Source organism: Actinoallomurus oryzae, assembly GCF_039541955.1.
GTDB lineage: Bacteria > Actinomycetota > Actinomycetes > Streptosporangiales > Streptosporangiaceae > Actinoallomurus > Actinoallomurus oryzae.
Genome location: NZ_BAABHF010000025.1, coordinates 38,083 through 51,357 on the forward strand (window position 1 = coordinate 38,083; position 13,275 = coordinate 51,357).

Genomic DNA, 13,275 nt, shown 5'->3' on the forward strand with positions numbered 1-13,275 from the left:
GATCGCCTACTCCGGGGTGTCCTGCCGTCTACGCTGGGCAGCGACGGCGGTACGGGCGCCCCGGCGGTACGTTTTCGCCGGGCGCACGACCCGACCACGCGTGAGGAGAAAGATCATCGACACCGGCCCGGGTGAGCATCTCGACCAGCCGTTGCCAGAAGCGGTGCGGCAACGCGTGGTCGAGTTCGCCGCGCACACCGTCGGCGTGCTGCCGGGCGACCAGGTCCCGGCGCCGCTGCGGCGCGTCGCGCGGTTCGAGCCGCGCCGCCGGGCCCGGCTGGCGGCCACGCCGATCGCGGCCCAGCTGGCGAAGGACGACGTGTTCCGCGAGCGCGTCGCCGAATCCGTCCGCGAGGACCACGCCGAGCTGGCCACGGCGCTGGATTCGGGCACGGTCCCGGCCGCGGCCGACCCGGTGACCGTCGCCGCCCTGGCGTACCTCATGCGGCCGCCGGGCTGGACCGAGCGGGTCGAGACGGCGCGGCGCGACCTCGAACGCTCGGCCCTCGCGGCCGACGAGGCCGCGACGATCCGCAAGGTGGCCGAGCTTCACGAACAGATCGCCGCGGCCAAGGCGACACGCTCGGAGGAGATCGAAAAGCTCCGCGCCGAACTGCGCGCCTCACGGGCGGAGAACGCCGAGCTGCGCAAGAAGCTGCACGAGAGCCGCACGCGCGCCAAACGCGAGCACGCGCGGGCGGAGGAGCTGGACCGCCAGGCGGGGGAGGAGCGCGCCGCCGCGTCGGCGGCGGCGGCCGCGGCCGAGGCGGAGCTGCGCCGGCTGCGCGCCCGGCTGTCACAGGCCGAGTCGGCCGCCGAGAGCGCCCGCCGCGCCGCCCGCGAGGGACGCAACCTCGACGACACGCGGCTGCGGGTGCTGCTCGACGCGCTGACCGACGCGGCGCGCGGCCTGCGCGAGGAGATCGGGCTGCCGACCGGCATCACCCGGCCGGCCGACAATGTCGGCGCGGTCACGCCCCAGCGGCCCGGTCACCGCACGCTGCCCGGCCGCGCGCTGGCCGACAGTGACCCGGCGCTGCTCGACCAGCTCCTCACGCTGCCGCAGGTGCACCTCATCATCGACGGATACAACGTCACCAAGACCGGGTACGGCGACCTTCCCCTGTCGGACCAGCGGTCCCGCCTCGTGTCGGGCGTCGGCGTCCTGCACGCCCAGACCAAGGCCGAGGTGACCGTCGTGTTCGACGGCGCCGAGCTGGACGCCCCGGTCGCGGTGCAGGCGCCGCGCGGGGTGCGCGTGCTGTTCAGCGCGCCCGGCCAGACCGCCGACGACCTCATCGGCCAGCTCGTACGCGCGGAGCCGAGCGGGCGGGCGGTGGTGGTCATCTCCTCCGACCAGGAGGTGTGCGACGCCGCCCGCCGCGCCGACGCGCGGCCCGCTCCGGCGTCACTGCTGCTGAGGCGCCTCAGCCGCACGTGAGGCGTTTCTGTCGGTGCCTCGTCCTACCGTCTGTGTCATGACGCCGACACGAGGAGGCACGATGCTCATCGACTGCGAAAAGTGTGAGCTACGCAACGTCGGGTGCGCGGACTGCGTGGTCTCGTTCATGCTGGGCGATCCGGTCGAGGCCGTGGAGATCAGCGACGGCGAGCGCCGTGCGCTGGACGTTCTCGCGGAGGGCGGCATGCTTCCTCCGCTCCGCCTGACGATCTCCGACGGGCGCGCCTCGTAATCACTTGTGCGCACGCTGCTGCCAGATTGACGGAAATTGCGAGTATTCCCGTAGAAGCGGTTGTTACCAGGGTGATACTTGACTAGTCTCACGCGCTGAGTCAGTCGCTCGTTCGTCGCCCCCCAGGCGACGGCGACAGGCTCCCGCCGAGTCGACACGGCATTCCCGGGGACCTTCCGTCGAGGGTCACCCATCGCCGTACCGAGCCGGGGAACCAGGTTCCAGGGGTGAATCGGAGCGTTCGCGTTCCGTAGGGCGACTTCCACGCCCGAATCCGTCAGCTAACCCGGTAGGCGGTCCTTGGGAGAGGGGCGTGCCGCGATCGTGGCAACACAGCGCAGTTCCGGCGGTGCGACCGCCGGTTGGCTGCCGGGAGGCAGAGCCGGGGCACGTGCCCTGGCGACCCTGTGCGTAGCGGCGTCGGCGGCGCTGGTGCTGCCGTCCGTGCCTGCCGAAGCAGCGCCGAAGCCGACGCTGAAAGAGAGCCAGGCCAAGCTCAAGAAGCTGAATTCCCAGGTAGACCACCAGGACAACGTCTACAACAAGGCCAAAGAAGAGCGCCAGGCCGCCAAGAAAAAGTACGACGCTCTGCGAAAGTCGGTCGCCGAGGACCAAAAGACCTACGAGCACCTTCGTGAGCGGGTCGCCCAGCTCGCCGCCGCCGCGTACAAGAGCGGCGACTCCGGCGACCTCCCGACCCTCGTGTCGGCGAACAACCCCGAAGACGTGCTCGACCAGATCTCGGTGTTCACCCAGGTAGCGCACAACCGCTCCACCGAGGTCACCCAGTTCCTCAACGCCGCGCAGCTGCTGCAGCGTCAGAAGGCGCAGGCGCAGCAGGCCGCCGCCGACCTCAACGCGAAGCTCAAGTCCGAAAAGTCGCAGCTCGACAAGCTGAAGAAGCAGGCCGCGCAGCAGCAGTCCCTGGTCAACAGGCTCGGCGGCGGCTCCAGCGGCAGCCATGGCGGCACCTACAACGGGCCGGCGTCCGGCCCCGCCCGCCTCGCCCTGGAGTACGCCTACGCCCACAAGGGCGATCCGTACAAGTACGGCGGCGCCGGACCGAACAGCTTCGACTGCTCCGGGCTGGTGATGATGGCCTGGCGTCACGCCGGCGTCAGCCTGCCCCGCGTCGTGCCGGACCAGTACAACGCCACCCGCCGCGTGGCCCGCTCGGACCTCCAGCCCGGCGACCTGGTCTTCTTCGACAACCTGGGCCACGTGGGCCTGTTCGTCGGCAACAACCAGTTCATCCACGCACCGCACACGGGCACGGTCGTTCAAATCGAGAGCCTGAGCGGCTACTACAGCTCGAACTACTACGGCGCGGGCCGTCCGTAGGGAGCTGACAACAGTGGAGATGAAGCGTTCAACCATGTCCAAAACCAGTCGTTGGATCGTCGGTACTGCCGGAGCGGCCGTCCTCGCCGGGCTCGTCCTGCCCGCCGCCCCCGCGGAGGCCAAGCCGACGCCCTCGCTGAGCGCCGCCAAGCAGCAGCTTGCCAAGCTCAACGACCAGGTCGACAAGCTGGCCAACCAGTACAACAAGGCCAAGGAGGACTGGAAGGCCGCGCAGAGCCACCTCAAGGCGCTCAAGTCCTCCGTCACGGTCGAGCAGGCGACGTTCAACCAGCTGCACACCCGGGTCGCTCAGCTCGCCGCGGCGGCGTACAAGGAGGGCGGCGCGGCGGGGGACATCCCCCAGTTCGTGGGGGCCAAGGACCCTGAGGCCGTGCTCGACCAGATGTCGGCCTTCACCAAGGTCTCCAGCAACCGCGCGGCGGAGCTGAACCAGTTCCTGGCGTCCGCGCAGCGGCTGGAGCGGCAGAAGGCGCTGGCGGAGCAGGCGGCCGAGCAGCTCAAGCAGCAGAAGGACCAGGTCGACAAGCAGCGGGCGTCGGCCAATGCGGCCATCAGGAAGCAGTTGGCGCTCATCAACAGGCTCGGGCGCAACATCGACCCGGGCTCGTCCAAGGCCAACTGCTCGATCCTGGCGACCGGCCGCGCCGAAACGGTGCTGAAGTACGCCTGCGCGCAGCTCGGCAAGCCGTACGTCTTCGGTGGCGCCGGCCCGAACTCCTTCGACTGCTCGGGCCTGACGATGATGGCCTACAAGCAGATCGGCATCAACCTCAGCCACTACGTGCCGAACCAGTACAGCGCGAGCCGGCGTGTGGCGAAGGCCGACCTCCAGCCGGGTGACCTGGTCTTCTTCAGCAACAACGACCACATGGGGATGTTCGTCGGCAACGGCAAGTTCATCCAGGCGCCGCACACCGGCGACGTGGTGAAGATCTCCAGCCTCAGTGACGCGTACTACAGCCAGGTGTACTACGGCGGCGGTCGCCTGCTCTGACCGGAACGAACACCACAGGCCCTCCGGCGCGTCAGTGCCCGGAGGGCCTTTTTCGGTCGGGGCGAATTCACCTTAGGTAATTTCTCTCGTACGCTCTGACGGCGAATTTGCGTATTCATAGGTGCCTTGTTAGCGTGCGCCGAGTTATGCGATACGCCCCATGTGTCGCGTGCAGCCGACGTGAGGGAATTCGCCCTTCCTTCGAATGTGTTGTGGAACACATTCCATCGGGTGGATCATCCTCTCGGCTTTCCGAAATGCAGAGATAAGCGGCCGGTCACCGGAGAACCGCCCCGTGAGAGGGCGTGTCAGGCGGCCGCGAGCGCCGAGTCCGCGGGCACGCGGAGCCGGGGACCCACATACGCGCGAAGGGCGCGGATCCCCCGGGGTGAATCGGTGCGTCCTGCGTCATCACAGGCAGACAGCGGTGCGGCGGACAGACCGTGACCGCGGGCCGTGGTGCGGCGGGCGGACCGTAGGGCGACCTCTTCCCAGCCCGAACCCGTCAGCTAACCCGGTAGGCGCACACGGAAGGAGAGCATCCTGTCTCGCACCCCCTCGACCGCTTCGCCGACGCGCGTCCGCCTCGCCGGCGGCATGCTGGCCGCGGGCGCGGTCCTCGCGCCCACGGTCCTGACGGCCTCGACGGCATCCGCCTCATCGGACACCGTCGCCACCGTCACCCCGGTCGCCATCCCCACGGCGGCCGCGAGCACGACGACGAAGCAGACGTCTTGGAGCAAGCGACACAAGGTCGGGCTGACGGCGGTCGCCGTCGCCCGTAAGCAGATCGGCAAGCCGTACCGCTATGGCGGCGACGGCCCGAGCAGCTTCGACTGCTCCGGTCTGGTGCAGTACGTCTACCGCAAGGCCGGAGTGAAGCTCCCGCGCACCGCGGACGCCCAGCACCGGCACGTCAAGCGCCACGTGAAGTTCTCCGACCTCGCCACCGGCGACCTGGTGTACTTCTACGGCGACGGCCACACGGGCATCGTCTCGAAGGTCAAGGGCAGGAAGGTCTACATGATCCACGCCCCCCACTCCGGTACGCACGTCAAGCAGGTGCTGATCAACAGCTACTACCGGGCGCACTTCAACGGCGCCGCCCGCCCGTACTGAGGCACCCGTCCAGGCGACCGCCGGGGCCCGTCCGCGAGGACGCCCCGGCGGTCGCGTACGTTCCGGGTCCGGTGGACGGGTGATGGCGGGTGCCGTCGGCGGGGGCACCCGGTCGCGGCGGCTAGGATCGCGCGCATGCCGGCCAAGGGGAACCTGGACTCGCGTGCGACCGCGCCCGCCATGTTCGCCGGGCTCGCCGGGCTGGCGATCGTGGCCAACCTCCTCGCGGGGGTCGGCTACATCGCGTTCCACGACGGTGAGAGCCGGGCCGCCGCCTCCTCCCGGCCGGTCGCCGGGGCGCCGCCCGCGCCCAGCGCCGCCACGGTGAACTCCCTGCTCCAGCGCCGCTCGCGTGCCGTCCTCGACCGCGACCGCGCCGCCTTCCTCGCCACCGTCGACCCCTCGGGCCAGGCGTTCCGCGCCGGGCAGCGGACGCTGTTCGACAACCTGGCCAAGGTGCCGCTCGCCGTCTGGAAGGAGACCCTGGCCGACACGCGCCCCGCCGTGGCGGCCGACGACGGCTGGACGGCCCGCCTCCGGCTCACCTACCGGCTGCGCGGCTTCGACCGCCGTGACCTCGTCTCCACCGAATACCTCACCTTCGACCGCCGCCCGGGCACGGGCTGGACGATCTCCGGCGACGGCGCGGCGCACGGCCTGCGCGACGACCCGCAGATCTGGAACGGCGGCGGCCTCACCGTCGTCCACGGGCGGCGCAGCATCGTGCTCGCCGAGGACGGAGCCGTCGCCGGTCAGGACTCCGCCGCCCGTACCGCCGAACTGCGCGACATCGCCGCCCGCCTCGACCAGGGGATCGGTACCGTCTCCGGCGTCGTCGGCGACCGGTGGGCCCGGCGCGTCGTGGCGCTCGTCCCGGCCACCGAGCAGGAGGCCGAAGAGCTCGTGGGGGACGTGCGCAACCTCGGCGACATCGCCGCGCTGGCCACGGTCACCGGTGACGAGGGCGGCCGCGACACGGGGGAGGACCGCGTCGTCATCACCCCCACCGCGTTCGGCCGGCTGACCGCCCTGGGCCGGCACGTCGTCCTGACCCACGAGCTCGTGCACGTCGCGATGGGCGGAGCGCGCGACGGCAAGACCCCGATGTGGCTGATCGAGGGACTCGCCGACTACGTCGGCTACAAGAAGGCCGGGGTCTCGACCAAGGCGGCCGGGCGCGAGCTGGCCGACCTCATCGCCACCAGCGGCGTGCCGGCCACCCTGCCGGGCACGAAGGAGTTCGCCGGCTCGGGCGACCGGCTCTCGGCGGCGTACGAGGAGGCGTGGCTCGCCTGCCGCATGGTCGCCGAGCGCTACGGTGAGGACCGGCTCGTACGGCTCTACCGCACGGCCGAGGCGGAGCCGCAGGACGCGGGCGACCCGCGGCTCCAGGACCATGCGCTCCGCAGCGTCCTGGGCATCGGCACCGACCGGTTCGACGCCCTGTGGCGCGCGTACGTCCGCCGGGAACTGGCGTGACCCATGGGGCACGCCACGCAGCAGCCAGATGAGGAGCACGCGGTGAGGGCACGTCGTACGGCCGGGCCGGCGGTCGCGGTCGAGGCGAGGCAGGAGCCCGGCCCAGCGCCGGATCGGCGCGGGGCGGCGGTCGCCGCCGTGGTCCTGTGCGCGCTGCTGGCGGTGGTGATCCTGGTGACGACTCCCTGGCACCCGCTGCCGGGCGCCCGCGCGACGGCCGATCCAGGGCTCGACTTCACCCCCGCGCAGATCGCCCGCAGCGGAGCGTTCAACGACACCCTCGACCCGCCCGCGTACGCCGGGCTCGCGGCCGGCCTCCTGGTCGTGCTCCTGCTCGGCCTCACGCCGCTCGGCGCGCGGCTGCTCGGCTCGGTCACCCGGCCCCTGCGGTGGTGGCCGCTGCGGCTGGTCGGGGCGGCGGTCGTGCTGGCGGCGCTGACCCGGCTCGCCGGCCTGCCGTTCGACGTGTGGTCCCAGACCGTGCTGCACCGGTACGGGCTGTCCACCGAAGCCTGGGGCGGCTGGTTCACCGACCAGCTCACCTCGCTCGGCGTCACCCTCGTCATCTGGATCGTCGTGCTGCTCGGCGTGCACCTGCTGGTCCGCCGGTTTCCGCGGCGCTGGTGGGCGGGGGCCGCCGCGGGCGGGTTCGTGCTCGTCGCGGCGGCGTCGTTCGGCTATCCGGTGCTGGTCGAGCCGCTGTTCAACTCGTTCCACTCGATGCCCGCCGGGCCGCTGCGCACCGACCTGCTCGCGATGGCGCGGCGGGACGGCGTGCCGGTCGGCGACGTGCTCGTCGCCGACGCCTCCAAGCGGACCACCGAGCTGAACGCCTACGTCTCCGGCTTCGGCTCCACCCGCCGCATCGTCGTCTACGACACACTGCTCAGCAGCGAGCCGCGTACGGAGATCGAGCTCATCGTGGCGCACGAACTCGGCCACGCCAAGCGCGACGACGTGCTGCACGGCACCCTCGTCGGCGCGCTCGGGGCGGCGGCCGGCGTGTGCGTGCTCTTCCTCGTCATCACCTCGCCGCGGCTCCTGCGGCGCGCCGGGGCCGAGTCACCGGCCGACCCGCGGTCCGTCGCGCTGCTGCTCGCCGCGGTGACCGTGCTCCTGCAGGTCGCCGGGCCGGTGGAGAACCTCATCAGCCGCCGCATCGAGGCCCGCGCCGACATGCACGCGCTCGACCTGACGCGCGACCCGGAGACGTACGTGCGGATGCAGCGCTCGCTCAGCGCCCGCAACCTCGACGACCTGTCGCCGGGCGCACTGGAGTACGCGCTGTGGAACAGCCACCCGACCGGCCCGCAGCGGATCGCCATGGGCCGCGACTGGGCCCGGCTCCACGGCGTCCCGGTGCCCGCGCCGCTCGTGAAGAGCACTTCGCCGTGACCGCGCGGTGAGCGCGGCCACGGCGAAGAAGGATGTGGCGAAGAAGGACGCGGCTACTCCATCACCGGTTCGGCCGGTGCCGCGGCGCGCCCGAACGGCCCGCCCACCGGCAGGGAGAGTTTGCCCGGCATGCCGTTGGCCACTCCGGCCGCCGAGGTGTACCAGGCGACGAGCGCGGTCAGGACACCGATCCACCCACCGAGCTTGACCGTGCCGGTGCTGTGGGACAGGTTGCCGATGAACAGGATGATCTCGGTGACCTCGAGGGTCAGGAACACGCCGAACACCGCCGCGTTGACCTGGGTGCTCCAGAGCAGCATGTAGGTGTTGAAGATGGCGAAGGCGAGCAGGATCCAGCCGAGGTCGTTCTGGATGAGCGACTCGGCGTTCGCTCCGCCGGCCTTGGCGGCCGTCGGGGCGACGAGCTGGACGTAGAGGCCCAGACCGATCCAGAAGCCGCCGTAGGTGGAGAATGCGGTGGCGCCGAAGACGTTACGGTTGCGGAACTCCCACATGCCGGCGAGCAGCTGGACGAGCCCGCCGTAGGCGAAGGCGTAGCCCAGCCAGGCGTCGGTGCCGTCCGTCCAGCCGGCGTTCTTGGCCGACAGGAGGAATGTGGTGAGTGCGAAGGCGGCGAGGCCGAGCGGGCCGGGGTCCGCGATGGCCGATACCGCTGGCGCGGGGGTTCGGGGGGTTTCGGTCAAGGTGGCTCCTCCTATATCCGTGGAGAACTCCACCGCCGTGCCTCGTCAGGTCCGCAGTGATCTCATCGCAGGCCGGGCGGGGTGAGGGCGGCCACGTGTTGACACCTGTAAAGATTAACGCCCTGTTTCGTTCCGGTCACTGGGCTGGAACCGAAATGTGATCATGCGTGCGATGCTGACGGAGCACATGAACGAGCGGAGCGAGGGAATCGAAGGCACGCCCCCGTGGTCACGCCCTCCGACGCAGGAGGGCACATGACCGAGCGGAGCGAGGGAATCGAAGACACGCCCCTGTGGTCACACCCTCCGACGCAGGAGGACTCATGACCAAGACGCTTGTGGTGACCAACGACTTCCCGCCCAGGCCGGGCGGGATCCAGGCCTTCGTGCACAACCTCGCCGTACGGCGGCCGCCCGGCTCGGTCATCGTGTACGCGCCGGCGTGGAGGGGCGCGGCGGCCTTCGACGCCGCCCAGCCCTTTCCGGTCGTGCGCCATCCCGGCCGGCTGATGCTGCCGGTGCCCACGGTCCTGCGCCGGGCCGCCGGCATCGTACGGGCCGAGGGCTGTGACTCGGTGGTGTTCGGGGCGGCGGCGCCGCTCGGTCTGCTGGCACCGGCGCTGCGCCGCGCCGGCGCGGCCCGGATCGTCGGCCTCACCCACGGCCACGAGGCGGGCTGGGCGTCGCTGCCGGGCGCCCGCGGCCTGCTGCGCCGTATCGGCGACGGCGTCGACGTGCTCACGTATCTGGGGGAGTACACCCGCGGCCGGATCGCCCGCGGCCTGTCGCCGTCCGCGGCGGCGCGCATGCGGCGGCTCGCGCCGGGTGTGGACGAGACGGTGTTCCACGCCGGTGTCGGCGGAGCGGAGATCCGCGAGCGGTACGGCCTGGCGGACCGGCCGGTCGTCGTCTGCGTCTCACGTCTCGTGCCGCGCAAGGGCCAGGACACCCTGATCCGGGCGTGGCCCCGGGTGCTGCGCGCGGTGCCGGACGCCGCGCTGCTGCTCGTCGGCGGCGGACCGTACCGGACGGCGCTCGAACGCCTGCGCGACGAGGCGGGCGTGGCCGGGTCGGTGCGGATCGCCGGCACCGTCCCCTGGGACGAACTGCCCGCGCACTACGACGCCGGCGACGTCTTCGCGATGCCGTGCCGCACCCGGCGGGCCGGCCTGGACGTCGAGGGGCTCGGCATCGTCTACCTGGAGGCGTCCGCGACCGGGCTGCCGGTCATCGCGGGCGACTCCGGCGGCGCGCCGGACGCCGTGCTCGCGGGCGAGACCGGCGTCGTCATCGACGGCCGCTCGGTCACCGCCGTGGCCCGGTCCGTCATCGACCTGCTGAGCAACCGGACGGAGGCCGCCGCGATGGGAGAGAAGGGCCGCGCGTGGATCGAGCGCGAGTGGCGCTGGGAGGTCCAGGCACGGCGCTTCGCCACGCTGCTGGAGGGCCTGGACGTGTCTCGGCGTCCCCGCCCGTAAGGAGGCGTCGCCTGGGGTCGCGCGGCAGGACGGCGGGCCCCACGGCCCCTCAGGAGTACAGCGCCTCGATCTCGTCCGCGAAGTCCTTCAGCACGACGTTGCGCTTGACCTTCAACGTCGGCGTGAGGTGGCCGGTCTCCTCGGTGAAGTCGGTCTCGAGGATCCGGTACTTCTTGATCGACTCGGCCCGCGACACCGACGCGTTGGTCTCGGCCACCGCGCCGTCGATCTCCCGTACGAGGTCGGGGTCCTCGGTCAGCTCGGCCATCGACAGCGACGACTTGCCGTGCTCCTCCTTCCACGGCTCGATCGCCTCGGGGTCGAGGGTGATGAGGCAGCCGATGAACTTGCGGCCGTCGCCGACGACGAGGCACTGGCTGATCAGCGGGTGCGCGCGCAGCCGGTCCTCCAGCGGGCCGGGGGCGACGTTCTTGCCGCCGGCGGTGACGATGAGCTCCTTCTTCCGGCCGGTGATCTTCAGGTAGCCGTCGCCGTCGAGCTCGCCGATGTCGCCGGTGTGGAACCAGCCGTCCTCCAGGACCTGTTTGGTGGCCTCCTCGTTGTGCCAGTAGCCGGCGAAGATGTTCGGGCCCTTGGCCAGGACCTCGCCGTCGTCGGCGATGCGCACCGCGGTGCCGGGGATGGGCTTGCCGACCGTGCCGATGCGGTTGTCGCTCGGCAGGTTGACCGCCACCGGCGCGGTCGTCTCGGTCAGGCCGTATCCCTCGAGGATGGTGATGCCGACGCCGTTGAAGAAGTGCCCGAGGCGCTCGCCCAGCGCGGCACCCCCGGACACGGCGTGGGTCACCCGGCCACCGACCGCCGCCCGCAGCTTGGTGTACACCAGCCGGTCGAAGACCGCGTGCTTCAGCCGCAGGCCCAGGCCCGGGGAGGCGGCCCGGCTGTAGTCGATCGCGGTGTCGGCGGCGATGCGGAAGATCCTGCCCTTGCCGTCGGCGGCGGCCTTCTGCTCGGCCCCGATGTAGACCTTCTCGAACACGCGCGGCACGGCGAGCAGGAAGGTCGGGCGGAACGACTCGAGGTCGCCGACCAGGTCGGTCAGGTCGGGGGTGTGGCCCATGACCACGCCGGCCTCCACGCAGCCGACCTGGATGAGCCGCGCGAACACGTGCGCGAGCGGGAGGAACAGCAGGGTCGAGCCGTCGCTGAGGCCGAACACCTCCGTCAGGGCGCCCTCGATGGTGTTGCGCGCGGTCGCGAGGAGGTTCTCGTGAGTGATCTCACAGCCCTTCGGCCGGCCGGTCGTGCCCGAGGTGTAGATGACCGTGGCCAGGTCGCCGGACGTACGGGAGGCGCGCCGCTCGTCGAGATCGCCGCCGACCGCCTCGTCGCCCTCGCCCGACGGCCGGGACGGCGGGTCGTCGACGCGCCACACGTGTGCGAGCTCGGGCAGGTCGTCGCGGACGGACGCCACCGCCTTCTCGTGCTCGTCGCTCTCGACGAACATCGCCTTCGCGCCGGAGTCGCTGACGATCCACGCGATCTGCGAGGCGGAGGAAGTCTCATAGATCGGCACGGTGACCCCGCCGGCCGTCCAGATGGCGTAGTCGGCGACGGTCCACTCGTAGCGGGTCCGTGACATGAGGGCGATGCGGTCGCCCGGCTCGACGCCGGCCGCGACCAGGCCCTCGGCGACCCGGGCGACCTCGTCGCCGAACTCGCGGGCGCTGACGTCGCGCCATCCGGCGCCGTCCTTGCGGCGGAAGACCGTACGACCGGGCTCCTCGGCGGCCCGGGAGAAGAGCGTCTCGGTCAGATTCGCCGAGCCGGCGATCGTCACCTGCGCGGGAACGCTGAACTCACGCACGGATCTCTCCTTTGCGGGCATTGAGGCCTGGGGCTGCACGGACGCTACCGCGTCTACTTACCGATCGGTAGCCTCCGGCGGGTGACGCGTCTCGCATTTCTTCTTACCACCGCTCGGCGCGCTTCCTCACCACCGTCGCGTCGCGCCCGCTGAGCCGACGCGGACCAGGGCGGGCGCGGCGCGCCAGGGAAGTCCTCCCCATCCGTACGGGTCTTCAACGCTCCCGCGGCGGGGCACCGGAGCGGACCGGCCGGACAAAGACCAGGTCAAGCCGGCCCGGACGGCTTCCGGGCGTCGCGAGAATGCGCTCGCCGGGGCGATCGGGGGGAAAGATGTCGCTGCTCGAGGTGATCACGCAGACCGAGGCGGACGCGGAGGCCGCTGAGGAGGGAGGCGCCGACCGGGTCGAGGTCGTGGCGGACCTGCGGGCCGGCGGGCTGTCGCCCGATCCCCGCGTCGTCGCCGGGATGCGCCGCGCCACGTCCCTGCCGATGCGCGTCATGCTGCGGGCCAAGACCGGGTTCCGCACGAACGGCCCGGAGCTGGACCGGCTGCGGCGGGCGGCCGGTGAGCACGCCGAGGCCGGGGCGGACGGCTTCGTCTTCGGTTTCCTGGAGGCGGCCGGCGCGGTCGACACGCCGGCCACCACGAAGCTGGCCGACGCCGTCGCGCCGCTCCCGTGGACGTTCCACCGGGCCATCGACAGCGCCCTGTGCGCCGACGAGGCATGGATGGCGATCGAGGAGCTGGCCGGCCTGGACGCCGTGCTCTGCGCCGGATCCCCGCGCGGAGTCGAGGCGGGCATGGAGTCGCTGCTGCGGCGGGCCGCGGCGTACGCGCCGGTGATGCTCGTGGGCGGCGGGCTGCGGCGCAAGCACGTCGCCGTGCTCACCGCCGCCGGCGTGGACGCGTTCCACGTCGGCGCGGCCGTCCGGCGGCGCGCCGCCTCCGGGGCGGCGGTCGTCGACGCCTCGCTCGTACGCGCCTGGCGGGCCGTGCTCGACGCCTCGCGCGTCTGATGGTCGCGCTCGCCTCCTCACTCGCTCCGCGGACGGCTCGTCCCTCACCGCCCACTCCGCTCGCTCGTCAGCTCGCCGCTCCGTGCTCGATGGTCGCGCTCGCCTCCTCACTCGCTCCGCGGACGGCTCGTCCCTCACCGCCCACTCCGCTCGCTCGTCAGCTCGCCGCTCGTCTGACGGTGACGTTCACGGAAGTAGGGTGC

General features: G+C 71.8%; 11 protein-coding genes and 2 riboswitches. Of the genes, 9 read left to right on the forward strand and 2 right to left on the reverse strand.

Going from position 1 to position 13,275, the window contains the following annotated elements:
- Positions 1-100: 100 nt before the first annotated feature.
- From ABEA10_RS23805 to ABEA10_RS23835, 7 genes are all read left to right on the forward strand, one after another.
- On the forward strand, positions 101-1,441 hold the full coding sequence (locus ABEA10_RS23805; protein ID WP_345467511.1) for an NYN domain-containing protein: 1,341 nt from the start codon (positions 101-103) through the stop codon (positions 1,439-1,441).
- Between the two features lie 37 nt (positions 1,442-1,478).
- Positions 1,479-1,694, forward strand: a complete 216-nt coding sequence (locus ABEA10_RS23810) for a hypothetical protein (RefSeq protein WP_329257839.1) — start codon at positions 1,479-1,481, stop codon at positions 1,692-1,694.
- Between the two features lie 184 nt (positions 1,695-1,878).
- Positions 1,879-2,006, forward strand: a riboswitch (cyclic di-AMP (ydaO/yuaA leader).
- 132 nt (positions 2,007-2,138) lie between these two features.
- Positions 2,139-3,035: a C40 family peptidase gene (locus ABEA10_RS23815; RefSeq protein WP_345467514.1), complete on the forward strand. Its 897-nt coding sequence runs from the start codon at positions 2,139-2,141 to the stop codon at positions 3,033-3,035.
- Positions 3,036-3,069: 34 nt separating this feature from the next.
- Entirely contained in the window at positions 3,070-4,050 is a 981-nt protein-coding gene (locus ABEA10_RS23820) for a C40 family peptidase (RefSeq protein ID WP_345467516.1), read from the forward strand.
- A 313-nt stretch (positions 4,051-4,363) separates the two neighbouring features.
- A riboswitch (cyclic di-AMP (ydaO/yuaA leader) is annotated at positions 4,364-4,589 on the forward strand.
- 58 nt (positions 4,590-4,647) lie between these two features.
- Positions 4,648-5,169, forward strand: a complete 522-nt coding sequence (locus ABEA10_RS23825) for a C40 family peptidase (RefSeq protein WP_345467518.1) — start codon at positions 4,648-4,650, stop codon at positions 5,167-5,169.
- A 135-nt stretch (positions 5,170-5,304) separates the two neighbouring features.
- A complete protein-coding gene (locus ABEA10_RS23830) occupies positions 5,305-6,648 on the forward strand; it encodes a basic secretory protein-like protein (protein ID WP_345467520.1) in 1,344 nt (447 codons plus the stop codon).
- A gap of 42 nt (positions 6,649-6,690) precedes the next feature.
- Positions 6,691-8,043: a M48 family metallopeptidase gene (locus ABEA10_RS23835; RefSeq protein ID WP_345467522.1), complete on the forward strand. Its 1,353-nt coding sequence runs from the start codon at positions 6,691-6,693 to the stop codon at positions 8,041-8,043.
- A 53-nt stretch (positions 8,044-8,096) separates the two neighbouring features.
- Here ABEA10_RS23835 and ABEA10_RS23840 read toward each other — a convergent pair whose 3' ends face one another.
- Positions 8,097-8,747: an acetate uptake transporter gene (locus ABEA10_RS23840; RefSeq protein WP_345467524.1), complete on the reverse strand. Its 651-nt coding sequence runs from the start codon at positions 8,745-8,747 to the stop codon at positions 8,097-8,099.
- A 323-nt stretch (positions 8,748-9,070) separates the two neighbouring features.
- On the opposite strand from ABEA10_RS23840, the gene ABEA10_RS23845 reads away from it, so the two are divergent.
- Positions 9,071-10,225: a glycosyltransferase family 4 protein gene (locus ABEA10_RS23845; protein ID WP_345467526.1), complete on the forward strand. Its 1,155-nt coding sequence runs from the start codon at positions 9,071-9,073 to the stop codon at positions 10,223-10,225.
- A 49-nt stretch (positions 10,226-10,274) separates the two neighbouring features.
- Here the strand turns inward: ABEA10_RS23845 and ABEA10_RS23850 are convergent, their stop codons facing one another.
- Positions 10,275-12,053, reverse strand: coding sequence for an AMP-dependent synthetase/ligase (locus ABEA10_RS23850; RefSeq protein ID WP_345467528.1), 1,779 nt, complete (start codon positions 12,051-12,053; stop codon positions 10,275-10,277).
- 332 nt (positions 12,054-12,385) lie between these two features.
- On the opposite strand from ABEA10_RS23850, the gene ABEA10_RS23855 reads away from it, so the two are divergent.
- Entirely contained in the window at positions 12,386-13,072 is a 687-nt protein-coding gene (locus ABEA10_RS23855) for a copper homeostasis protein CutC (RefSeq protein WP_345467531.1), read from the forward strand.
- Positions 13,073-13,275 lie beyond the last annotated feature (203 nt).

What these genes read in the sequence shown, in the direction of transcription:
- ABEA10_RS23810 (WP_329257839.1), top strand. Translation starts at nt 1,479, where the DNA reads ATGACGCCGACACGAGGAGGCACGATGCTCATCGACTGCGAAAAGTGT.
- ABEA10_RS23820 (WP_345467516.1), top strand. Translation starts at nt 3,070, where the DNA reads ATGTCCAAAACCAGTCGTTGGATCGTCGGTACTGCCGGAGCGGCCGTC.
- ABEA10_RS23825 (WP_345467518.1), top strand. Translation starts at nt 4,648, where the DNA reads ATGCTGGCCGCGGGCGCGGTCCTCGCGCCCACGGTCCTGACGGCCTCG.
- ABEA10_RS23830 (WP_345467520.1), top strand. Translation starts at nt 5,305, where the DNA reads ATGCCGGCCAAGGGGAACCTGGACTCGCGTGCGACCGCGCCCGCCATG.
- ABEA10_RS23845 (WP_345467526.1), top strand. Translation starts at nt 9,071, where the DNA reads ATGACCAAGACGCTTGTGGTGACCAACGACTTCCCGCCCAGGCCGGGC.
- ABEA10_RS23855 (WP_345467531.1), top strand. Translation starts at nt 12,386, where the DNA reads ATGTCGCTGCTCGAGGTGATCACGCAGACCGAGGCGGACGCGGAGGCC.